The following is a 23183-nucleotide window of genomic DNA, read 5'->3' as shown; positions in this document are numbered from 1 at the left end:
TTAAAGCTGTAAAACTACTAAAAAGGTTTCAGATACAGCTGCAAGTTATCGGAGTTTTAAAGTGCTATTTTCTAGGTTTGAATTGCGGTTGACGTAATCTTTAACTAAAAATTAGTATTCGTTTTGTTGGGAACTTGACTTTATATAGTAATTTTATATCCTATGGAAAAGAACACAAAAAAAGGATTTTTCTTCAAGCAATACGAAGCGCCCAATCTGTCGCCATTTGATAAACTTTTTGAGATTTTTAAGGAGTTAATCACACACACTTCAGGCGATTTTGAGGAAGCTATCGATTGGCTACGTCAGTTGGATGTAGAATATAAGCTGACCGATGAAAACTACACTATCGACGATTTTATTGAAGATTTAAAGAAAAAAGGATACATCCGAGACGAACTCAAAGAAGACGGTACGTCTGGAACCGGAATCACGGCAAAAACCGAAAGAGCCATTCGTCAAGCGGCACTTGACCAGATTTTTGGAAACCTCAAAAAAACAGGCAACGGAAACCATAAAACCAAATATTCAGGAAATGGTGATGAAAAAACAGGCGAATTCAGAGACTATCATTTCGGTGACGGTTTAGAAAATATCTCATTAACCGAAAGCCTTAGAAATGCACAAATCAATAATGGAGTGGACGAGTTTCGTTTGACGGAAAACGATTTGGTGGTAGAAGATGCACAGTTCAAATCACAAATGAGCACAGTCTTGATGATTGACATCAGCCACAGTATGATTCTGTATGGCGAAGACCGAATCACACCAGCCAAAAAGGTAGCAATGGCTTTAGCGGAATTAATCACAACACGTTATCCAAAGGATACTATCGATATTTTAGTGTTCGGAAACGATGCTTGGCCTATTGCAATCAAGGAATTGCCTTATCTTAAAGTCGGACCTTATCACACAAACACAGTGGCCGGATTGCAATTGGCTATGGACATGCTGCGAAGAAAACGTAACACCAACAAGCAAATCTTTATGATTACAGACGGTAAGCCAAGTTGTGTTCGTGAAAAGGATGGAACGTATTATATGAACTCCAATGGTTTGGATGAGTACATAGTTGAACAATGTTACAATCAAGCCGCACAAGCAAGAAAATTGCACATTCCTATTACGACTTTTATGATTGCTAACGATCCATATTTGCAAAAATTTGTCAACCGTTTCACCGAAGCCAATCAAGGAAAAGCCTTTTACACTGGCCTTAAAGGTTTAGGGGAAATGATTTTTGAGGATTATGAGACTAATAGAAAGAAGAAAATCAAATAACTAGTTTTCAAAAAAATTACAAATCACAAGATTACTAAAAACAATATAATAAATATCTTAAAAATACTTAGCGAACTTTGCGTTAAACCTAGCGCTCTTTGCGGTTAAACAAATAAAAATGAAAATAGAAAACATAAAAACATTAGCAGAATTAAAACAATCAGGATACGTTTCTAAAAGTATTAAAGACGAATTGCGTGATAATTTGCGTACTAAAATAAAATCTGGCAAACCCGTTTTTGAAGGCGTTCACGGATTTGAAAATACCGTAATTCCAGAGCTTGAACGTGCTATCTTATCGCGTCACAATATCAATTTACTTGGACTTCGTGGACAAGCAAAAACACGTTTGGCTCGTAAAATGATTGAACTACTTGACGAATACATGCCGATTGTCGATGGTTCGGAAATCAATGATGATCCCTTAAATCCGATCTCAAGATTTGCTAAGGATTTAATTGCTGAAAAAGGTGATGCTACGCCAATCAAATGGATTCACAGAAGCGAACGCTTTTCAGAAAAGTTAGCTACGCCAGATGTGACGGTAGCCGATTTGATAGGTGACGTTGACCCGATAAAAGCTGCTAATTTAAAATTATCTTACGCTGATGACCGCGTAATCCACTTCGGAATGATTCCGCGTGCCAACCGTTGCATTTTTGTTATCAATGAGTTGCCCGATTTACAAGCGAGAATTCAAGTAGCTTTATTCAATATTTTGCAAGAAGGTGATGTGCAAATACGTGGTTACAAATTGCGTATGCCTTTAGACATCCAGTTTGTGTTTACTGCCAATCCTGAAGATTATACCAATCGTGGTAGTATTGTAACACCATTGAAAGACCGCATTGGTTCTCAGATTCTTACGCATTATCCTGAAACCGTTGCAATTGCTCGAACCATTACCCAGCAAGAAGCTAAATTAGACCAACACCAATCTAGTACGGTTTACGTACCAAGTTTGGCTAAGGATTTATTAGAGCAAATCAGTTTTGAAGCACGCGAAAGCGAATTTATAGATGCTAAAAGTGGTGTAAGTGCTCGTATGAGTATCACGGCTTTTGAAAACTTATTAAGCACTGCCGAAAGAAGAGCTTTATTGTCGGGTGCCGATACTACGTCGGTTAGATTATCTGATTTTATGGGTATAATTCCAGCTATTACTGGTAAAGTGGAGTTGGTTTATGAAGGCGAGCAAGAAGGTGCAGCAATGGTAGCACAATATTTAATCAGCGATGCTATCAAAACCTTTTTTCCAGCTTATTTTCCTAAGATTGAGAAATTAGAGCGCGATGCTGATGCTAGTCCTTATGCTAAAATTCTAGAGTGGTTCTTTGCAGAAACTGGTTTCGAACTTTTAGATGACGCAACAGATGAAGAATACAAAAAGCAATTAGATGCAGTAACGCCTTTAGAAGATTTGATTCAAAAATACCAACCCGAACTTCCTTTACAGGATCGTTATTTCTTTAAAGAATTCGTTTTATGGGGATTGGTAGAGTTCAACAAATTGAGCAAAGATAGAGTAGAAGTTGGTTATCAATTCAAAGACTTATACAGTAGTTATATTAATAAATTGTAAATACTAATTTTTATTTGTAATTATCTATTATATTATATTTTAAACACTTTCTTTTAAACTAGTACTTTATAAGTAAAAGTACTAGTTTAAGGGATTTTTTTATGGTTTTTTGTAGTGGTTTTGATAGATAAAACGCATTTCTTTTACTAACAATTGTTGATAAATACTACCGATATTATTCTCTTAAAATCGGATTACTTTTTGGTTAAAGTAATACATTTGACCAACCAAAACCATTGCTCACAGGAGTTTTGAAAACCATTTAGTACCAATAAAATGACCGATAGCGCAACTTCTTTTTTTAAATATTGTCCGAATTGCAGTTCGCAAAATCTGACCTTTCACAACAATTTTAAACTGCATTGTCCGGAATGTGATTTTGTTTTATACCACAATATTGCTGCTGCAGTGGCGGTGGTTTTTACCTTTGAGGATAAGATTCTGTTCACTGTACGAAATGTCGATCCAGACAAAGGAAGGCTAGATTTACCTGGCGGATTTATTGATCCAAATGAGAATGCAGAAGCTGCTGCTTGTCGTGAAATTCAAGAAGAATTGGGTTTAAGTATTACTTCCGATGATTTGACTTATGTCACCACAGCACCAAATAATTACTTATACAAAAATGTTGCTTATCGAACGATGGATATTTTCTATGAATGTAAAGTTGCTTCTGATGTAATTAGTATCAATGCAGCAGACGAAATTAAAGCCTTGCAATGGATCAAGCGTTCCGAAATTGATTTGAATGCCATTGGATTTGTTTCCATTCGCGATGTAATTGGTCAGTATTACAAAAAGTAAATTTAGTATGACAACAGCAACCTCAGGATTTTCAGGAAAACATCCTTCATTAAAGATAAAAGAGTTTCAGTCGTTTTTACTGTCTCGTTTCGGAATCATTTTGGCTTTGAACATGCAAGCTACCATTTTGTTTTATTGGGTGTACCAATTAACTAATAGCAAGCTTTCGTTAGGACTTGTTGGTTTGGCAGAAGTCATTCCTGCTGTAGGTTGTTCGCTGATTGCTGGACATTATGTCGATCAAAATGAGAAGCGTAAAATGGTTATGATTTGTCTTGTGGGCTATATTTTTACGGCTTTATGTCTTTTTGCTTTGGCGTTACCAGCGGTGCAATCACAACTGTCGCTTTCACTTTTGGTAGGTGCTATTTATGTTATGGTATTTATTGGCGGAATGTTTCGCTCGTTTTACGCACCTTCAATGTTTTCTTTATTCGGAATGATTGTTCCAAGAGAGCAATATGCTAACGCTACTAGTTGGAGCAGTATGGCTTGGCAATTAGGCGCTGTGATTGGTCCACTAATCGCGGGTATCTTTATAGCGTTTTTCGGAATTAAGATTGGATTATTAGCGGTAGCGTTAGTTTTGATTTTGATGTTTATTCCTGTTAGTTCGATTGCCGTAAAACCTATATTAAAAAAAGAAAAAGAACCGATACTGACAAGTATTTCTGAAGGACTGAAGTTTGTATTGCGAACACCAACGCTTTTGGCTGCTCAGTTATTAGATATGTTTTCGGTACTATTTGGTGGTGCGGTGGCTTTATTGCCTGTATATCAAAAAGAAATCTTGCACGTTGATGAAGTCGGATTTGGTTTGTTGCGTTCAGCACCCGGACTTGGTGCAATTTTAACCTTAGGTTTACTGGCCTTTTTGCCATTAAAAAACAAACCCGGAAGAAAACTTTTCCTTTGCGTAGCAGGATTTGCTATCTCTATAATAATATTCGGTATTTCAACGAATTTCTACCTTTCTTTTGCAATGCTATTGTTATCGGGTATGTTTGATGCGGTTAGTGTGGTCATTCGCAGTACCATCTTGCAATTAGTTACTCCGGATGCAATGCGCGGCCGTGTTTCTGCTGTCAACACTATTTTTGTGAGTTCGTCCAACGAGTTTGGTGACTTTGAAAGCGGTGTAATGGCCAATTGGCTTGGAACCGTTAGAGCGGTAGTCGTTGGAGGTTGTTTGACCTTAGGTGTAGTTGCCTTCACTTTTTTCAAAGTACCACAATTGCGCAACTTTACTTTTGAGGATAAGAAAGAGGAGTAGTTAAGAGTTTTACGATTTGAGCTTTTGTTTTAGGAGCATTTCGACAAGCTCAATGTGACATTACTTTAACTAATTGTGTTTTGTTCTAATTACAACGATTTTGTTTTCTTTATGACGTTTTGAAGTGTTGTTCTCCGTTGGCTGAGGTTTTAATTTAGGGATATTCTCTGTTGGCTGAGGTTTTACATTGAGGCTCTCGAAATGCTACTCGAAGCCAATGTTACGCAAGCACCTCACGACTACAAGATGCACTAAAGTAATTCTTCTAATGCAATGTCAAACTAATTATAATCTCAATAAAGATCAGAATTACAATCAGCCATTCTAGTTTGGAACTTTCTCTTACATTTAGCACATCGGTAAACAGGGTGAGGTTGTCTTCTACAATTTGCAGGCGGTAATCTAAGTCTTTGAACCTCGTATTGATGTCGAAATTGGCTTTTAGGTTGCGGTTTAATAAGTTTAGCTCTTCGTTGTCCCAAACCAAATTGGGATCATCTAGAATATACAAATTATCGATGATGCTGTTTTTAACGTTCAAAACTTTACCAATGTATTTTAGCAAATTGGTTTTGGAAATACTCAATTTACCACTTTTTTCTAACTGTAGAATATAGATTTTAGAGGACGCTATAAGGTCATCCGTTAGGTTTTCGTAATAATCTAAGGCTACTGATTGCCCTATGTTAAGCATAATGATTCGCATTAGCGACGCTTCGATATTGGGAACACTTACGTAATTGTTTTTTACAATAGGCTTTTCAATCGAGCTGTTTATTTCAATGCGATATTCTTCCGAAAGGTTTAAGTTTACTAGTGAAGTTGCATAGTTTTTGATAAAATTCACAAATTCACTTTTACTTACCGCGTCATAATTGGCGAATACGATAACACCATAATCAAACACATACAAGAACCTGTTGTTTTCGCTAAAAGAGTAAAATAATTCGGTGGTGGAACCCGAATGGGCTTCGGTTTGAAAATCGGCGCGAAATTTTTTGATATTAAATGATTCGGCTAGTTGAAGGGCTTCTATCTTGATTTCCATCTCCTTTTGGTTTTTTACAAAGATAGTTATTTTAATATAGAGGAGGAATAAGTGAAGTTTAATTTACCACTTTACCATTTTGTAAATTAGCTTTTATTTAACAATCACTTAGGTTAGAAACCCAATCATTTATGACTATTTTTAACAAAAAATAAATTATGACAGCAACTAAAGGATATGCGGCACAAGATTCTAAATCTGATTTAGCGCCTTGGGATTTTGAACGACGCGAAGTAGGACCACACGATGTGCAATTTGATATTCACTATTGTGGTGTGTGCCACAGTGATTTACATCAAATAAAAAATGATTGGGGCGAAGGGATTTTTCCAATGGTACCTGGTCACGAGATAGTAGGTAAGGTAGTAAAAGTAGGTAGTCACGTTAAGAAATTTAAAGTGGGTGATCTTGCCGGAACTGGTTGTTTGGTGGATTCTTGCAGAACTTGTGAGAATTGCCAAGAAGGTCTGGAGCAATTTTGTTCGAATGGGATGACAGGTACGTACAACAGTTTGGAGCAAGACGGAAAAACGCCTACTTATGGAGGTTATTCTAAAACGATAGTAGTACACGAAGACTTTGTATTGCACATTTCTGATAAGTTGCCTTTGGATGCCGTTGCACCTTTATTGTGTGCCGGAATCACAACCTATTCACCATTACGTCACTGGAAAGTGGGTAAAGGCCACAAATTGGCTGTATTAGGTTTGGGTGGATTAGGCCACATGGCAGTTAAGTTCGGTGTTTCTTTTGGAGCTGAAGTAACCGTATTGAGTACGTCTCCAGAAAAAGAAGCTGATGCTAAGAAATTAGGAGCTCATAAGTTTGTGGTTACTAAAGACGCCGAACAAATGAAAGCAGTGGCTGGTTATTTTGATTTCATATTAGATACCGTTTCAGCGCCGCACGATTTGAATGCTTACCTTTCATTGTTGCGTGTTAATGGCGTACATATTTGCGTAGGCGTACCACCAACACCATACCAATTGCACGCTTTTAGTTTGATAGGCGGAAGAAGAAGTTTGGCTGGTTCCTTGATCGGCGGTTTGCCAGAAACTCAAGAAATGTTGGATTATTGTGCGGAACACAATATTGTATCTGATATTGAACTTATAGATATAAAAGATATAGATGCTGCCTTCGAACGAATGGTAAAGGGTGATGTGCGTTACCGATTTGTGATTGATATCGCTACACTGTAAGCTTTAAATTTTAACGCTAGTAAAGAAGACCTCATTGCTCAAGTTGCAGTGGGGTCTTTTTTTAGCAAACATTTTAAATGGTGGCTTCGAGAGCATTTCGACAGGCTCAATGTGACATTCGTGGAGCTAATTGTGTTCTGCTTTACTAATAACGTTTTTGTTTTCTAAGGTCGTTTTAAAATGTTTTTCGTTGACTGAGGTTCTCGAAGTCAACGTTATGCAATGCTCTCGAAGTCAATGTTATGCAAATTTCTTTCAAAAAAAACTCTCCACAAGCAGGGCTTCGAGTAACCTCAGCCATCGCGAGAACTTAATTTTATAATAAACATCTTAATAACCCTCCAAATCTTTAAATTTTGCAAACATTTGGGATAATCTTATAATTCTTTAACAGGATTAGGAGGTAACTTTGTTAAAAGCAATAATTCATTAAAACTTACGATTATGAAATCGCCATTAACAACAATTTTGCGCAAGCAATTGAAAAATCATCGAACTCCGATGAAAAATAAAATCGATTGTGAGATAAACACCAATAAATAAAAAGGCGATACCACCTGCCTGTCGGCAGACAGGTATATGACCGCTTACAAATCAAATTTTATATATATGAAAAAAGCACTTTTAGCTGTGTTACTTTTAGCAGGAATCACAGCATCTACGGCACAAGAGGAACAATTAAATGATTTTCAAGAAAGCATTCAAGATAGACTAGAGCAGGAGCCACAACCAGAAACTCAAGTTTATGTTGAACGCACTGCGAGAATTGAAGCGAAGAAACTTCACGACGAGAAGGTGGCTAAAAAAAGAGCTAAGCGTATGGCGAGAAAACAAGCTAGAGCGAATGCCAAACAGCCTTCTGTAAAACCAGAATAACAGTTCTGAAAGCATTGGTTTCAAGAACCTCAACCATCAGTAGCCTCCTTTCGAGGGCATTGTCTCTGATGGTTGAGGTTTTTTGCTGGTAACAGGTATTAGTTAATTGAGGTTTTTAAATTGAGATCCTCGAAATGTTCCAGAAATGCTCCAGAAATGCACTCGAAGTCAACGATACGTTATGCTCAAGAAATGTTCTACAAATACTCCCAAAGCAGTTTTATTAGTTGTTGTATAAAAAGCAACTTCAAGTGCGGTTTTGGAACGCAGATTTAACAAAGGCTTCGCAACACGGAATTTTACGGATTTATTTGTATTGTGCAATAGTACTTCGCTGAAGGATTAACCACAAAGGCACGACTCTCGGGGTTGAGAGGATTTTAGGTAAGTTACTAGGATTGTTTTTTTCTACTTGGTTGGCTTTATTTTTCCTTGTTTTTGTTGTACGATGTGCCATTCTTCGTTTGGTAGGTGTTTCTTTTGCTCTGGTTGGCTGGTTATGTCGGTTCCTTGTGCGTAGGCTTGGGCTTGCAGTTGTGCTGGTTGGTCGGCGTTGTAGTGTACTTTTACGTCTTTCATATCCATTCCTGAAAGGTTTGCTACGCCTGATTGTAATTGATCTGGTAAACCGTTCTTGTTGGTCTGTTCTTTGGAGTTTTTTTTAGTTTGTAGTTGTGCTACTTGTGGGAACGAGCCACTATTACTTTCATCCAATGCACTTTTTTCTTTTACGCTGCTGTTTTTGTTAGTTGATTTGGTGGCTTTTGATTTCATTTTTTACAGGTTTTTGTCGGTAAAGCACGGATTGGAGGTAAAGCACGGATTGAAGGTAAAGCACGGATTGCAAATCCGTGCTATCTCGTAATGTGCGGATTGCAAATCCGTGCTATGTGGTTTTATTTAAAAACTTCTTTTAGGACTGCTGCCAGGCGGATTCCTGCTGTTTGGATTTGTTCTTTGATTACGATGAAGTTTTGGTCGACATAAGAGTCATTTATTTTGGCGCCGTTGGTTTTGTAGATTGCTGGTAGGAAGCTGCGTGATTGGTTGGCCCATTCTACGACGTCAATTTGTGCGATTTGTGCTTGTTCTTCTTTGGTGTAGGTTTTGGCTTTTAAGCATTGCGGTAACGTTAGGTTTTTGTACTCAATAATTCCGGAGTCAAAAAAGGAGTGTAGGTTGGTACCGCGACCGTAAAAGTTTATTTGGTAGTCGTTTCCGCCTTTATCATCGCCGTAGCCTACGTGTAAGGGTTGGTGTAAATCGCCTACTAAATGAAAGAGAATGCAAAGTTTGATTTTGATTTCTTCTTTGGTAAGGGTTTTGTAGTTTTTGAGTTCCTCGATGGTTTTTGTGAGTGCACCGATGATGTTGTCGTCATTGTTAGCTGTTATTTTTTGTCCTCTTTCGGCGTTGATGTAGTGTAGTTTTTTGAGGTGGTCGTAGCTTTTATCGCTTTTTATTTTGTCCATCCAGTTGGCAGCATCTTGTATTGTCATTCCGTCTAAGTATTCTATAAGTACTTTGCGTGTGGTTGGATCAAGGTAGTTGAAGGCTACTTCGGCCACGAGTGCGTGTCCTTTTTCGCTCCAAGCGAGGCTTTTTGTAGAGGTGAATAGGGCAGTGGTAATCCATAATGTAATGAGGTATTTTTTCATTTTTGCAATTGTTGAGGTTTATTTTTTACAAAAGTACGGGAATATGGATTTGGAAAGTGTTAAATGGCGTTAAATGTGGGTTGGGGCTTCGCTTGGGGTTTTAATGTAAAAGCGCTTCGCTTGGGGGTTTTACTTGTTTTGTGGGATGGCGCTTCGCTTGGGGGTTTTTAACGCTAAGGCGCTAAGGCGCTTCGCTTGGGGTTTTGGGACACAGATTGAGCAGATTGAACTGATTGGCACGGATTTATTTGTTTTGTGAGATGGCGCTTCGCTTGGGGGTTTTATTTGTTTTGTGGGTAAGGCGCTTCGCTTGGGGTTTTGGAACACAGATTGAGCAGATTGAACTGATTGGCACGGATTTATTTGTTTTGTGGGATGGCGCTTCGCTTGGTTTTTTATTTGTTTTGTGGGTTAGGCGCTTCGCTTGGGGTTTTTTAACGCAAAGGCGCAAAGACGCTTCGCTTGGGGTTTTGGGACACAGATTGAGCAGATTGAACTGATTGGCACGGATTTATTTGTTTTGTGGGATGGCGCTTCGCTTGGGGTTTTTTAAAACTTGAAATTCTCCGTTGACTGAGGTTTTACATTGAGGTTCTCGAAATGCTCTCGAAGCCAACGTTACGTAATGCCACTAGAAATCAACGTTAACCAATACCGCAAAAAACCAACGACAAGTATAATTGGCAACACTCTAAGGCAAATCCCTGTAGGCCTTTGCTAATTCAGGTAACAAATCAAGATTACCCTCGATTAAAGCTTCTTTCTTTTTTCGAGTCCAACCTTGGACTTGTTTCTCACGATAAAAAGCCTCATCAATACGCTGGAATTCCTCATAATACAACAGCGATACCGGCCTACGCTTCTTTGTGTGATTGGCACCTTGACCATTTTGATGTTCCTCCAATCTTCGTTTTAAATCATTTGTACTTCCAGTATAATAACTACCATCAGAACAAAGTAGAATGTACATATAACCTTTCATAAAAATATATTTTAATATAACACGCAGGGCTTCGAGAGCCTCAGCCACCGCGAGAGCATTTCGAGAGCATTTCGAGAGCCTCAATGTAAAACCTCAATGTAAAATTTCAGCCACCGCGTGAAACCTTCCTTAATTTAAACATCTCCGTTGGCTGAGGTTACTCCAAGTCAACCTTAAGCAATGCCTCTCGAAGCCAACGTTATGTAATGCTCTCGAAGTTAATAATCCGCGAATTAAATTTATTCGTCTTCGTCAAAATCTAGATAATCATTGATGTCAAAATCATTATCGGAGTCATTAAATAAATTTTCTTCGGGACGCACTGCACCTGGTGGATTAAATAACTCCCATTCGTCCCAATAATAATTGGTGGTATCAAAACTTTTAACCCATTCGATAAATAATAGTCTAAAGGCGTCAATTTCACTGCGGATTAGGGTTACATATTCTAAATCTTTGTACTTTTTGTGGAAACGCAAACTGCCTACTTGCACATACAAATGCATTGCGTGATCGCGAATGATTGCAGCATTTTGCATTCTGATAGAATACAGGTTACCTCCTTCAGCACCTGCTATTTTTGCTGTGATTATCATAGCATCTTCCAACATTAAATGCTTAGTGTCTTGTATATAGTCGTCCTCTTCTGGTAAAGATGCTACTAAGCTTTGAACCAATTTAAAAATCAATTCTGCTTTTTGATAAATGGGTATTGCTCTACTTTTGTCTAGTGCCATAGTTTCAGATTATGTTTAAAACAAATTTACACTTTTTATAATAATAAACTCCCTAACTTTAGATTAGGGAGTTTATCCATTATTGTGCTGTTTTGGATTTAGTTTTATGCTTTGATCTATTGGTTTTGGTATCACGATCAATGCGTTTTACTTGTGCTACTATTTGAATTGCGATACTCGACAATTTACCTTTTGGCTTTATCCTTGATTTTATATTCGATCGAAATTATGGAATCACAACATCAGCTTCTTTACTAATAATAATCTGCGGTTTTCCTTTATAAATCACCACTTTACCAGTAACGCATATTTTTTTATTTTTCAAAGTCAATAGGTCGTAACTAAAGTTTTTGAAATCTTTTTGAAAGACCACCACCGTAAAGGCATTGTTAGGAAAAGCTGCGCCAAAATTCAAATAAAGTACTTTGTTTTCGCTCTTGGTTTGATACGTGCCCGTAACGGTTTCGCATAGGGTAACGGTCTTGTCTTCAAACGTTGCGATATTGTCAAGCGTAACGTCTTGCGCTTTTACCAAAGGCGTAATTAGTAAAAATAGGAGTAAAGTGAGGTGTTTCATAGTTGGATTTTTAGATTGTTCGATTTTTACATTGTAATGTTGTCAGTTAGTTTTCACAGGAATTAAAAAAGTATAGGTAGTGGCCTTTTTTTTCGTTCTATGCATAAACAGTATTTTATACGTACCTTCTACATAGGAGTAAGGTGAGGTGCTTTATTCAGATAACTTTTATATTACATTTACTTTACTAAATGCATTTAGATAATCACATAAAGTTTTTTGACTTTTGCATTCATTGTTAGTGTTGCCCATTCCGTACATACCCAAAACAACAATAACCAGACTAATAAAGAGCAGTAGTACTCCAAAGAACTTTTTTATAATTCTACTTTTTTATTTTCAGTTTTGTTATTCCGACTAAGGAGGAATCAGATAAAACCAAATCAATATTCATATTATAATAATTTAAATTTTCTCCTTATCAAAGAAATTATCCAACATACTTTTTAACTCAGCTAATCTTGGTCTTAAAAACTTTTCATGGCTTTTGTAATAATCTTGAATTTCTTTAACTCTACTTGGCTCTATTATTTCTTCTCTAAAACTTGTCATTGCATAATTAGCATCAACATCTGTTAATAAAGCACCTATCAAGAGAATATTCAAATCAATACTTCTATGCAAAGGCATTTCTTCACTTTCTCGACTCCATTTTTCACCTGTATGTCTCCAAATTTTTAAAGATATTTCATCCTTATCATATTGTGCTTGACCAATGGATAATGCTTTTGCATCGGACTTGTTAGCATATTGTGCGTCAATTTTATCATAATCATTTACTGAAATAATTGGCTTATGAGATAAGTGTTTCGGTACTTTCATGAATTAACAATATCTATTTAACAAGTATTCTGATAAACCAGGAAAATTATTTGAAAATTTATTATTTCCGATTTGTAAATCTTTTTCTAAAATCCTTCTCATTTTATCAAAATTAGTTGTACCGGTTGAGGATTTTGAAATTTTAAATATTTCTCTAAACTTACGACCTCTTAATTCTCTCAAATAAGGAGTGTTTAAATTTAAGAATCTATTTATTTCATTATCATAAACCGCAGTATTCGAAGATTTCACATAACCTGTCGTCGTATATGATATTGTTGACATGTGTGCTTCAATCAATGGAGAAATTCTCATAGGTAAACCAGAAGCTTCATTAAATTGAGATTTTTTAGTATCACAATGTAACTCTTTCGCTCTTTTTCCAGAGCAAACAGCTAGCATATTTGTATAATCTAAAGTTCTGTCGGTTGTTCCATTTTCTCCATTGCAGATGGTTTGTTCACAATGATGTTCAATAGACATATTATCTTTATTGATTTTTTGCATACAATATCCACAAACCCAACCTTGCTCATTTAATAAGGCAGTTTTTAAATCATCTATTTCCTTTGTATCTAAACCATCATAAGTAGGAAGATATGCAGGGTCTTCTGGATTTCGTTTACCAATATAAGTTAATAGGCTTGTAGGTGGTGCTAATTTAATTATTCTTCTCATAATCTCTATCAAATTCGTAAGCCGCTAATCTTATGTTTAGATCATCAATCAAATTACTTAATCCAGAAGCTTTGTCTTCTTGATTATATTTTAATTCAATTGCATGAATTACTTTTTTTATCTCCTCAGGTGATTTATTCTGTTCTATAAAGATGTCAATTTGTTCAATTAATTTTACATATTCCTTTGGTCTATCAGTAGCTTCAAAAATATATTTTAATAGGGAATTAGTATCTTCTCCTAATGTTTTTAAATGAACTCCGTCCACTTTAAAATTATCACAAATAAATACACATTCACTTGAAACTGAAGCAACAACTTGAGGAGAATGAGTAGCTACAAAAAATTGAATATTGGGAAATATTTTAATCAATATTGGTAGAATTTCTCTCTGCCATTTTGGATGTAAATGAGTTTCTATTTCATCAATCATTACAATACCTGGTGACTTTAGAAAATCATCATCGCTTACAAAATCTTTTGCAATTGATAAATTATATGCAATATCAGCAATTAATGTAATAATTGCTTTTTCACCATCTGATTTATTATCTAAACTTTCTTCCTTATTAGTTTTTTTATTTTTTAAAAAAAGCGCAGGCAATAGCTTAGCATTACCAGCTCTTTTTATTTGTTTTGATAATAAAGAATAACTACCATAACCTAATTCTTCAAAAGCAAGTTCCAATGCTTTTCGAATATCTCTTAAATCTGGACTTTGAATTTTAAAATCATTAGAATCTCTTTGCAATCTTAATTCTGCAGTTTCATTTTCAAAAAACCAGTGGAAAAATTTGCTGTAGGAAAGAGTATCTTGATAAATATTTGACCATGCTTCTAATTGAGATATTTTAAAATTATTAAAATTATGTACTTCAGTATATGTTATTGAACCTCTGTTTGCTGGATAGAATTTTATAATTGGAATTGTTATTGGAGATATTCCAATTTTATTTTTGAAATCGTGGATGATTTTATTAAAATGCATTTCAATAGTTTGAGGTTTTTTAAGTTCATTACCTGCACCAATGTTAACAAATGAATTAAAATTAACTCCAACATCTTTGAAGTTGGAAATAAATGAGTTTATGGATGCGTAATTTTCATTATAATTTACATCGTTATTTCCAAGTTGTAAGTTTTCATTATAAACATTAGTAACTCTAAAACTAAATTGACTTACTGATTTCAAAATTGCTGATAACAAAGTAGTCTTACCTGAAGCATTACTTCCAATGAATACATTCATATTAGGATGAAAATCAACATCACAACTTTCAAAACCTTTATAATTTCTTATTTCTATTCTATCTACTTTCATTTCTATCTTTTTAGATGACTAATTTACAAATTAATTATTTTGATAACTCTTTTATTTTATCTGCTAAATTTGTAATTAATTCAAATTTTTGCTCAGTTCCTATATGAACTAAATTATTATTATCAATTTCAATTTGATTTATAATAACAACATCCAATAGGTTATGTAATTCAGATACACAACGATGAAGATTATACTCAGCATTAATATTAGCTACAAGCTTTGCTCTATTTATTGTTGCATGAATAGGATACCATTTGTTATCAAACAAAAAACAATATGTTTGTCCATTATTATAATTTACCAAACCATTTTCAATATCTTGTATAGCTTGTAAAATATGTTCTAATTCCATAAATAATAAATTTAAATACTCAAAACTTTTGTACTCTCTTCTCCAAATTGACTGATAACTCTAACCGCAATCTTTTGACCTTGTTTTACTTCAAATGGATGACTTTCGAAGCCATATAATCTATCGAAAGCTTCGTCATCGATTTCTATTTTTAAAGTGCGTTCAACGTTTTTCTTGGTTTTTTCTTTAGCCAAATCGTCTAAACCTTTACGCCATTTTTTGAATTCGTCTTTGTTACCGCCGCAGAAATACACTTGTTTTACCACGAAGTTACTGCCATCATAATCATCATCTACCATCCAGTAGGCAATGTCTTCCACGTTACGAGCTTTTACAACATCTTTGATTGGGTCGTAAATATCCAAACCACATATTTCAACTGTGGCTTGGTTTCCTTTTTTGTTTAATTGTACATCTGGTTCTCCGATAGTTACGAATGATGCAGCTTTTTTATCTTTTTTCAATAAGCCGTCTTGCATTAAATCATCGTGCATACGTACTTTTGAAACCTCAAACGAACCTACTGACATTGTTACGTTTTGGTTAGCAATATCGCTTTCAAAACTAAATCCTAATACAATTAACCAATCGGCATCGCCACGTTGACGACATGATTTTACTGCTTCGTTTACCGATTGCTTGGCTACCGTTCCAAATTTTGGACCAATATGGAAATAAGCTTTTTTCTCATTACCTTGTGCATCTAAGTAAAACCCTTCAGCATGCAAATACGAATCGGCTAAACGTTCTACACGTATAAAAACTGCCTGCTCATCTTTAATACCATTACGAACACCAGCCGATTTTAAATGCTCAAAAATGCGCTCTTCAAAACTACCATTGTCTTCTGTTTTTTGACTGCCATCATCTAAACTTTCAGGACTAACTGGCTCAAAGTTTTGAAGTGTTTCAACAGTAAATGGACCTGAAACTCTAAGTTTATCTTTTTCTTCCAATGGTTGATCATACAAGATTTCTTGTTCACTTGGTTCATTATTAGCAATTGATCCCAATGTGATATGGGGAACAGTTTTGTAAATTAAACCTTGTCTTATGTCTTTACCATTCTCGTCATACATTTTATAGTATGGATAGAGTCTTGTCATTAAATTCTGTTTAGCAATATTTAGAGCTATCCTCGATGTATCAATAGTTATCCATCGACGACCCCATTGTTCACAAACTAATGCTGTCGTTCCGCTACCACACGTTGGATCAATGACTAAATCACCTGGATCTGATGTCATTACAATACAACGTTGAACAGGTAATGGATTTGTTTGAACAACATATTTTCTTTCTATAAAAGAATTTACAGTGTCTTTCCAAACATCATCAAGAACCCTAACAGGATAATCATCTAAATATAATTTATACCCAAAAGCTTTACCATACTTAATAAGGCGATTTTTTTTTATCAACATTTCCATTCCATTTCTGGTGGTCTTCCAACTTTTCCCTTTCTTTGGTTTTGGAATTAATTCTCCTTGAAACTCAAACTCATAAATGCAAGTTGCAGTGCTTCCCGAACTTACTAAATCTAATATTCTAAATGGCTTCCCTAATTTCAATTTATCAAAATCTTTTAGAGGATTAAATCGTTCAATTGTTCCATCCGGCATTTCAATTAAATTGTAAAATTCCTCTTCTAATTTTCGTTCGTTGTATAATTGTCGATATTTTACAGTTTCCTTATTTTTTGAATACCAAATTATCACATCTCCTAAAGAAGAAAGATATTTGGAACCAAGTGGAATTTTAGTTTGATAAGAAATTTGGTTCATAAAGTTTTCACTTCCAAAAACTTCATCCATTAGATTCCTAACCAAATGAGAATTCTGTGTTGAAATTTGCACAAAACAAGAGCCGTTTTCGTTTAATAATTCTTTTGCTATTAATAAACGATCTCTTAAATAAGAAAGATACGAATGAATACCTAATTCCCAAGTGTCTCTAAAAGCCTTAACCATTTCTGGCTCACCCGATAAATTTTCATCATTATCTTTTACCGTTCTATTATTTAATTTTATTTGCCAATTTGAACCATAATTAATCCCATAAGGAGGATCCATATAAATAGTCTGTACTTGTCCTGCCATTCCTTCACGTTCCAATAAACTTGCCATTACTAAATGGCTGTCGCCTTGTATCAAACGGTTACTCCAACCATCAGAGTGTTTGTAGTATTCGCTTACCTTGTCTAGTTCGTCGCGTTCCAAAGCATTGCCAAACAGTTCGTTAGTAGAGAACATGTCCAATTGGTTTTCGTCTCTTTTTTCTACAACGGTTTTGTAGAGTCCTTTAATTAATTGCTCAGGAGCAATGTGTTCGTGGCGATAAAGTGAACGTATGTCTACTTTTAACACATTTTCACGGTCATCATTGCCGTATTTGTTCATCCAAAACAGTTCAGGGTCTTGTCCACGGTGAATGACAGGGTTTTTAGGTAATTCTAAAACGTCTTTGCCTTGGCTAACTTTTTCATTGGCGTTTTCATATCCGGCTTCTTCTTTAGAAGGGATATGAGCTCGTGTGGAATTGTGTTTTATTGAGTCTATTTTTTTGGACATATTTTCATGTATTAAATAGGTGTATTTTTAATGCTTTTAATTGATTTTCAATTTATTTTGCTTCTTCACGTGTAGCCGTTGACAATGTTCTATATTCAAGACTTTTCCAATGTTTTAATATAAAATCTCTTTTGTCACTATTGTTTCTTGTACCTACACCATAAGGTTTAGGATATAATGATTTCATTCTTTTTTGACATTGAACCCCAATACCAAAAAGTATAAACTGATTCGTATTTGAAGTTTTAATTTGATATATTCCAGGGCCAATAGGTGCATCAATTGCTCTGCAACTTTCTGGTTGTGGCATTGGTTTCCATTGTGACCATTTTAAACTACTATGTGTAAACATATTTACTCAATTGAAAATCTTGTTTTTACAAACTCAATTAAATTAGAGTTTCGTTCTTTCATTTTTTCCCTGTCAAAATCGTTCATACTACCTGCTAATAAATGATTAATTTTAACAGATGACTTATTGTAGTGTTCTTCCTTATCTCTAGGATGAGCATTTCTTGCACTTACATTTACTTTGCTTTCTAAAATAGTTAAATTTCCTAACAATGAAATTTCTAAATCATAAGTTTCTTTTCTGCCAAAACCATACAATTTAATACCTGTTTCTAATCCTCTACTAAAAATATGTTCAATTTGTAAATCGGAATATTTTTCAATAGTTAATTGTTGATTGTTTTTGGTTTTGTTGTATTCACATAATATATATTTCACCAACGCTTGTTTATTATCAACACCGTATGCTAAATATTCTTCTAATAAATAATCATTTAAAAAAGTTTCTGTAAATCCAATTAAAAATCCTTTGATTTCATCAACTGAAAATTTATACTGATTTACATCTGAAGCCATTCTATAGATGTTAGACCTAGGGTTGGTATTTTTTAGTTTATAGATTCTTACTTCAACTGTTTCGAGTATTTTGAATAATGGTTCTAGTTTTTCTTGTTCAAATAATCTAATCAAAAGAGGAAACATTGTAGCTGTAAATTGCAAGTATCGAAAATATTGTTGATAGGTAACATCTTGTTCAATTTTATTGAATAATTCAGAATAACTTTTTGCAAAGCTTTCAAAATCGGTAATGTAGTTATCTATAAATTGATATAGTTTTTCTGTATCATGTTTAAAACTTTCACATCCATCTTTAATTCTTTTGTAAATACTGTTTGCTCCTAATTGGTAATCCCAATTATCATACAACATTTTTGACGAGTAATAATGATGGGTATAAAATGTATTTTCAAAATCTGTTACATCAATTGTAGAAAGAATACCCAAATCATCTTTTTTGATGATTACATTATCTAAATAATCAAATATTTTACCAAATTTTTTGTTGATGTCATCATTTAATTTTTCTTCAAGATATAATGTTGAATAAAACATTAATGAACTTTTTGTTTTATCAAGATTGTTTAATTGTAAACCTCTGTCATTTATTACTGTAAACATTTTTACTGCTTGTGAATGGTCTTCAACATCAAAAATAAGTACATCAATTTTATTGGTAATGTATTCAATCACTTGTACAATAAACTCTTGTGATTTTCCTTCAATTTTATTTTTGAATTCTATTTTAGCGTTGTAAAGATGACGTTGACTTCTAACTGAAATCTCATCTACAAAAATGGTATCGAATTTAAATATTAGTTTATTGATAAAATCAGCATCCTCTCCCAAAGGTATCAATTTTGGAGTTTCTTCATTACCAATAAACATTCTTGTATATGGTTTTCTTTTTGTTTCATCATCTAATGCTTCTATAAGACAGTTCATTAAAATGAATAAGGTTGTAACTCTTTGTTGTCCATCTATAATTTGATATACTTCATTTTCAATATCACCAGCCTCATCGTCTTTCATGAAACATAGTGTTCCGATAAAATGTTTTAGCTCAAGATTTTCGATTACATCATCCCATAAATCTTTTCGTTCTTCAAATCCCCAACTGTATTTTCTTTGATAATCTGGAATAACAAATCTGTTTCCGTGAAAAAGGCTTCTTAATGTTTGCGGTATACTTGGTGTAAATCCCATATTATATTGATTTTATTTTATCGATTAATTGATTTTTAATATTTCTAACGTCATTGGCAATTTCAATAAAAAACCATTCGTCATAATCATATTTTTCTCTTACGGCATTTACAGCCGGAAGCCAGCGGTTTTCAACAAACCATTTTTTCTCCTCTTTATCTTTGTTCATTCCTGTTATTTCAATCATTAGGTTTGCCATAGAACCATCTTTACGTTTTACACGAGCGATAAAATCAGTATAGTACATTCTGTCTTTGCCATCTTTAACATAGGGAATGACAAAGCCTAAAAATTGGTTTTTTACATAAGTATCTACTTCGTCTAATTCTTCTAAGGTTTTGGCACAAACACCTTCCCAATCAGAATCCATCACAACAAAATTGACATGACTTTTATGGGTTGGGTAAACGTCTTTAGATGTATTGCCACCAACATATTTAGTACTACCAAATTTGTTGTAATAATTAAATACGGGTTTGATATACTCTGAGGTATTTATATGTGTGTTAATACCTCGTCTTATATGGTCTACAATAGTTTTTGGCGATTGAAAGTACAACAGTTTTTTATAATTGTCATCTTGCATATTTAGCAATAAAACTTTGTTTTTATACCAATAGGTGACAATTTCTTTAAGCCTGTTAAACTTTTGAAATTGAGGTTCGTGCTCATCATTTGAAAAATGATATTTTAATAATTCTTTTGTTAGTAAAAAGATAATTTCATTTTCTCTTTTTTCTAGTACTTGGCTAATTTCTAAAAATTCTTCATCACCAGAAAAGGCAGTTGCCATCTTAGTAATTGTTGGAAATTTTGAACCGTCTATTTCATAGTTTTCTATATCGGTAAAATCATATTGAATATTGTCTTCATCATATTCTACTCTATAACCCTCTATATTTGGGAATTCAATTTCGTGTGCTTTTTGTCTCTCTGGAATTGCTTTTACGTGAGTATATTCTGGTGGGTCAACAGGTGATGCCACACCGCCTTTAAAAAATTTAAATGGCACTCCGATAATATGCGCATATTCAGGCGGGAATTTTTCGATAACAATTTTACGTTTATCGTCTGTTGGATTACCTTCTTTGTCATAGCCTTGTAGAAAATAATTCATTCTACGTAAGGCACGACCAGCCACTTGCTCACAAAGTAATTGTGAACCAAAAGCACGTAATCCCATAATGTGAGTTACTGTATTAGCATCCCATCCTTCAGTTAACATAGAAACAGAAACAACACAACGAATATGCCCGCCCAATTTGCCGGGTTCACCAACGGTGTTTACCACTTCACGAAGAATTTCTGCATCAGTTATTTTAGAAGCAGCACCTTGTCCGTGTAAACGAGCATAATCTCTTTTGAATTCTTCAATTTCAGAATCAAATATTTTCTTAAAATCATCACTTATTTGTCCACCATCATCTAAAGCTTCTGAATCTATGATTAAGGTAGGAGATTTCTTTTTTAATCTACCCATTTCATCATAATTCGAAAACAAATCATAATGACCAGTTACGGTTTGAGTAGTTCCTTTTTCATCTTCGGTTTCATAACCTGCAATGAATTTATACAATTCTTTGGAAACCGAAGTATTGTTACAAACTGCAATAAATACAGGAGGACGAGAGAAAAGATTTGATTTTTCTTCACCTTTAGCTCTCATATTATCTGAATACTCTTTGTAATGATTATAGAATTGGTCTAAAGCTCCTTTAACTAGAGGAGGCAATTTAGGAGGTTCTTCAGTTAGCTTTTTACCTTCTTCTTTGGCTTCTTTTTTAGCGGTTCGTTGCCCTTTTTTAGGTAAATCATCTTTAACATGTTCGTAAAGATTACGCAAAATAGGCATTGTTAATTCCTGTGTATTATCACTTTCAGGCAAAAAAGGGATTTTTACTAATCCAGATTCAATAGCTTCAATCAATCCAAAATCAGAAACTACCCAACCAAATAAGCTGTACGCATCATAACCCGAACCTTGTAAATAATAAGGTGTTGCCGATAAATCATAAACGGCTGTTATTTTAAATTTCTTTGCGAATTCTGTCAAACCAGTAAACCAAACAGCAGCTTTCGCATTCTCATCACCTTCAGTATCTTTTGTTTTTCCTTTTTGTTTAGGTAAATAACAGTGATGCGCTTCATCATTAAGTATCAATAATCGGCTTCCAGTTTTAAACTTACCTAAAACCCGTCGTACAACTTGATTGTAATCTTCTTTAGATTGGCTTTGTATTTCTGCAATCTTCTCATCTTCACTTTTAACTTTTCCATCATAAATACTTTTCTTATTACCTTGTAATTGTCTTTGTTCAAAGGCATGGTAATTAGTAATAATTAGTTTAGAATTTAAATTTGCTAGTTGAGGTTCAAGATTTTTAGGTACTAAATCTCTCGCTGCATAATAATCGGAACGTTCATTTTTATTGGTTGATTTTTTGTCAACAAATAAAACACCTAAACGGTCTTTAATAGTAACTCCTGGCGCTACAATCAGAAAATAATCTGCAAATCGAGTATCTTGTCGGTATTCTTGTCGATTAAAGTAATGATACAAAATTAAAGCTCCCATGACAACTGTTTTACCTGAACCTGTAGCCATTTTAAAAGCTATTCGAGGTAATTGTTGGTAAACATCATTACTAATGTCTTTTTGAGTATTCTTTATTTTATTTATTATATTTTGTCCAGCATTTGATTTTTCAGCTACTTCATTAAGCCAAATAGCTGTTTCTATTGCTTCGCGTTGAGCAAAAAACAATTTCTTCACAGCATGCCTTTCAGAATTATTAAACCAAAAAAGTAATAATTCTCTTGTAACACGAGTTGTATTAGGATAATTTTCTTCTCTCCATTTAGCCACATTATTTCTAATCAAATTAACTAAATGAGTTCCATAATCCTCTTTAAAATCGTTGACTTCAAAAATATCTTTCTGAGGACCTTGTTTTGTTGGAATTGCACCACCCATATCTGGTACAAATATTCTTCTTCCTTCCTTAACATCTTCATAGTCCAATTCTCCTTTCGAATTGGTGTTGTAATGTAATTTTGGTTCGTCGTAGGGACTATTTAGAATTGGATTGTTGTTCATATATTTTTTATTGTAATTCTCCAAACTTATTATTTGTTTTTAAATTTTTATCAAAACATTTCGAAAGTTCCTGACAATGTTAAACTTTCACGAGTAGATTTTTTAAAAAATCAGGCTTTTGAATTTCTTGTCCTAGTTCCTTAGATTCATTCATCACATTAACTAAAGCATCTGATTTAGTAACTAATGATTGATTAAATTTTGAAACACTAATGGTTTCTTTCAAATATTTACTGTCAAAAATTATATTAGAAAGATTATCAGT

At 34.3% G+C, this 23183-nt stretch carries 20 protein-coding genes; 6 read left to right on the top strand and 14 right to left on the bottom strand.

Features of this window, described 5'->3' with window-relative positions:
• Positions 1-162: 162 nt before the first annotated feature.
• The 4 genes from Q0050_RS02275 to Q0050_RS02260 all read left to right on the top strand — a co-directional run bounded on the left by Q0050_RS02275 (position 163) and on the right by Q0050_RS02260 (position 4940).
• Positions 163-1281, top strand: coding sequence for a VWA domain-containing protein (locus Q0050_RS02275; RefSeq protein WP_298392261.1), 1119 nt, complete (start codon positions 163-165; stop codon positions 1279-1281).
• A 118-nt stretch (positions 1282-1399) separates the two neighbouring features.
• Entirely contained in the window at positions 1400-2863 is a 1464-nt protein-coding gene (locus tag Q0050_RS02270; RefSeq protein WP_298392259.1) for a sigma 54-interacting transcriptional regulator, read from the top strand.
• Between the two features lie 276 nt (positions 2864-3139).
• On the top strand, positions 3140-3667 hold the full coding sequence (locus Q0050_RS02265; RefSeq protein ID WP_298392257.1) for an NUDIX domain-containing protein: 528 nt from the start codon (positions 3140-3142) through the stop codon (positions 3665-3667).
• Positions 3668-3674: 7 nt separating this feature from the next.
• Entirely contained in the window at positions 3675-4940 is a 1266-nt protein-coding gene (locus Q0050_RS02260; protein WP_298392255.1) for an MFS transporter, read from the top strand.
• A 265-nt stretch (positions 4941-5205) separates the two neighbouring features.
• Here the strand turns inward: Q0050_RS02260 and Q0050_RS02255 are convergent, their stop codons facing one another.
• Positions 5206-5988, bottom strand: coding sequence for an RMD1 family protein (locus tag Q0050_RS02255; RefSeq protein WP_298392253.1), 783 nt, complete (start codon positions 5986-5988; stop codon positions 5206-5208).
• Positions 5989-6146: 158 nt separating this feature from the next.
• Between Q0050_RS02255 and Q0050_RS02250 the strand changes: the two genes are divergently transcribed.
• Entirely contained in the window at positions 6147-7190 is a 1044-nt protein-coding gene (locus Q0050_RS02250; RefSeq protein WP_298392251.1) for an NAD(P)-dependent alcohol dehydrogenase, read from the top strand.
• A 579-nt stretch (positions 7191-7769) separates the two neighbouring features.
• Complete coding sequence (locus tag Q0050_RS02245) at positions 7770-8066, top strand: hypothetical protein (RefSeq protein ID WP_298392249.1); 297 nt, start codon at positions 7770-7772, stop codon at positions 8064-8066.
• A gap of 408 nt (positions 8067-8474) precedes the next feature.
• Here the strand turns inward: Q0050_RS02245 and Q0050_RS02240 are convergent, their stop codons facing one another.
• From Q0050_RS02240 to Q0050_RS02180, 13 genes are all read right to left on the bottom strand, one after another.
• On the bottom strand, positions 8475-8840 hold the full coding sequence (locus Q0050_RS02240) for a DUF4157 domain-containing protein (RefSeq protein WP_298392247.1): 366 nt from the start codon (positions 8838-8840) through the stop codon (positions 8475-8477).
• Between the two features lie 122 nt (positions 8841-8962).
• A complete protein-coding gene (locus Q0050_RS02235; RefSeq protein WP_298392244.1) occupies positions 8963-9724 on the bottom strand; it encodes a S1/P1 nuclease in 762 nt (253 codons plus the stop codon).
• A gap of 691 nt (positions 9725-10415) precedes the next feature.
• Entirely contained in the window at positions 10416-10706 is a 291-nt protein-coding gene (locus Q0050_RS02230) for a GIY-YIG nuclease family protein (protein ID WP_298392242.1), read from the bottom strand.
• 239 nt (positions 10707-10945) lie between these two features.
• Positions 10946-11443 (bottom strand): hypothetical protein, encoded by a 498-nt coding sequence (locus Q0050_RS02225; protein ID WP_298392240.1) that lies wholly within the window; start codon positions 11441-11443, stop codon positions 10946-10948.
• A gap of 226 nt (positions 11444-11669) precedes the next feature.
• Positions 11670-12020 carry a hypothetical protein gene (locus Q0050_RS02220; protein WP_298392238.1) on the bottom strand — a complete coding sequence of 117 codons (351 nt, stop codon included), beginning with the start codon at positions 12018-12020 and terminating at the stop codon, positions 11670-11672.
• A 405-nt stretch (positions 12021-12425) separates the two neighbouring features.
• Positions 12426-12842: a DUF6530 family protein gene (locus Q0050_RS02215; protein WP_298392236.1), complete on the bottom strand. Its 417-nt coding sequence runs from the start codon at positions 12840-12842 to the stop codon at positions 12426-12428.
• 3 nt (positions 12843-12845) lie between these two features.
• Positions 12846-13520: a hypothetical protein gene (locus tag Q0050_RS02210; protein ID WP_298392234.1), complete on the bottom strand. Its 675-nt coding sequence runs from the start codon at positions 13518-13520 to the stop codon at positions 12846-12848.
• Complete coding sequence (locus tag Q0050_RS02205) at positions 13504-14841, bottom strand: AAA family ATPase (protein WP_298392232.1); 1338 nt, start codon at positions 14839-14841, stop codon at positions 13504-13506. Before Q0050_RS02205 ends, Q0050_RS02210 begins: the two co-directional genes overlap by 17 nt.
• Positions 14842-14875: 34 nt before the next feature.
• Positions 14876-15196: a hypothetical protein gene (locus tag Q0050_RS02200; RefSeq protein ID WP_298392230.1), complete on the bottom strand. Its 321-nt coding sequence runs from the start codon at positions 15194-15196 to the stop codon at positions 14876-14878.
• 11 nt (positions 15197-15207) lie between these two features.
• On the bottom strand, positions 15208-17766 hold the full coding sequence (locus tag Q0050_RS02195; protein WP_298392229.1) for a DNA methyltransferase: 2559 nt from the start codon (positions 17764-17766) through the stop codon (positions 15208-15210).
• 52 nt (positions 17767-17818) lie between these two features.
• Entirely contained in the window at positions 17819-18118 is a 300-nt protein-coding gene (locus Q0050_RS02190; protein WP_298392226.1) for a hypothetical protein, read from the bottom strand.
• 2 nt (positions 18119-18120) lie between these two features.
• Positions 18121-19821: a DUF262 domain-containing HNH endonuclease family protein gene (locus Q0050_RS02185; RefSeq protein WP_298392225.1), complete on the bottom strand. Its 1701-nt coding sequence runs from the start codon at positions 19819-19821 to the stop codon at positions 18121-18123.
• 1 nt (position 19822) lies between these two features.
• A complete protein-coding gene (locus Q0050_RS02180) occupies positions 19823-22918 on the bottom strand; it encodes a BPTD_3080 family restriction endonuclease (protein WP_298392223.1) in 3096 nt (1031 codons plus the stop codon).
• Between the last annotated feature and the right edge of the window lie 265 nt (positions 22919-23183).

The organism is Flavobacterium sp., from assembly GCF_027483985.1.
In the GTDB taxonomy this organism is placed as follows: Bacteria; Bacteroidota; Bacteroidia; order Flavobacteriales; family Flavobacteriaceae; genus Flavobacterium.
This window is presented reverse-complemented; position numbering and strand designations above follow the sequence as displayed.

Bases quoted from the DNA above. Each gene is read 5' to 3' on its own strand.
- Q0050_RS02190 (WP_298392226.1), bottom strand. From the start codon at position 18,118: ATGTTTACACATAGTAGTTTAAAATGGTCACAATGGAAACCAATGCCA.
- Q0050_RS02225 (WP_298392240.1), bottom strand. From the start codon at position 11,443: ATGGCACTAGACAAAAGTAGAGCAATACCCATTTATCAAAAAGCAGAA.
- Q0050_RS02265 (WP_298392257.1), top strand. From the start codon at position 3,140: ATGACCGATAGCGCAACTTCTTTTTTTAAATATTGTCCGAATTGCAGT.
- Q0050_RS02185 (WP_298392225.1), bottom strand. From the start codon at position 19,821: ATGGGATTTACACCAAGTATACCGCAAACATTAAGAAGCCTTTTTCAC.
- Q0050_RS02220 (WP_298392238.1), bottom strand. From the start codon at position 12,020: ATGAAACACCTCACTTTACTCCTATTTTTACTAATTACGCCTTTGGTA.
- Q0050_RS02250 (WP_298392251.1), top strand. From the start codon at position 6,147: ATGACAGCAACTAAAGGATATGCGGCACAAGATTCTAAATCTGATTTA.
- Q0050_RS02260 (WP_298392255.1), top strand. From the start codon at position 3,675: ATGACAACAGCAACCTCAGGATTTTCAGGAAAACATCCTTCATTAAAG.
- Q0050_RS02230 (WP_298392242.1), bottom strand. From the start codon at position 10,706: ATGAAAGGTTATATGTACATTCTACTTTGTTCTGATGGTAGTTATTAT.
- Q0050_RS02240 (WP_298392247.1), bottom strand. From the start codon at position 8,840: ATGAAATCAAAAGCCACCAAATCAACTAACAAAAACAGCAGCGTAAAA.
- Q0050_RS02210 (WP_298392234.1), bottom strand. From the start codon at position 13,520: ATGAGAAGAATAATTAAATTAGCACCACCTACAAGCCTATTAACTTAT.
- Q0050_RS02195 (WP_298392229.1), bottom strand. From the start codon at position 17,766: ATGTCCAAAAAAATAGACTCAATAAAACACAATTCCACACGAGCTCAT.
- Q0050_RS02200 (WP_298392230.1), bottom strand. From the start codon at position 15,196: ATGGAATTAGAACATATTTTACAAGCTATACAAGATATTGAAAATGGT.
- Q0050_RS02215 (WP_298392236.1), bottom strand. From the start codon at position 12,842: ATGAAAGTACCGAAACACTTATCTCATAAGCCAATTATTTCAGTAAAT.
- Q0050_RS02235 (WP_298392244.1), bottom strand. From the start codon at position 9,724: ATGAAAAAATACCTCATTACATTATGGATTACCACTGCCCTATTCACC.
- Q0050_RS02255 (WP_298392253.1), bottom strand. From the start codon at position 5,988: ATGGAAATCAAGATAGAAGCCCTTCAACTAGCCGAATCATTTAATATC.
- Q0050_RS02270 (WP_298392259.1), top strand. From the start codon at position 1,400: ATGAAAATAGAAAACATAAAAACATTAGCAGAATTAAAACAATCAGGA.
- Q0050_RS02275 (WP_298392261.1), top strand. From the start codon at position 163: ATGGAAAAGAACACAAAAAAAGGATTTTTCTTCAAGCAATACGAAGCG.
- Q0050_RS02205 (WP_298392232.1), bottom strand. From the start codon at position 14,841: ATGAAAGTAGATAGAATAGAAATAAGAAATTATAAAGGTTTTGAAAGT.
- Q0050_RS02245 (WP_298392249.1), top strand. From the start codon at position 7,770: ATGACCGCTTACAAATCAAATTTTATATATATGAAAAAAGCACTTTTA.
- Q0050_RS02180 (WP_298392223.1), bottom strand. From the start codon at position 22,918: ATGAACAACAATCCAATTCTAAATAGTCCCTACGACGAACCAAAATTA.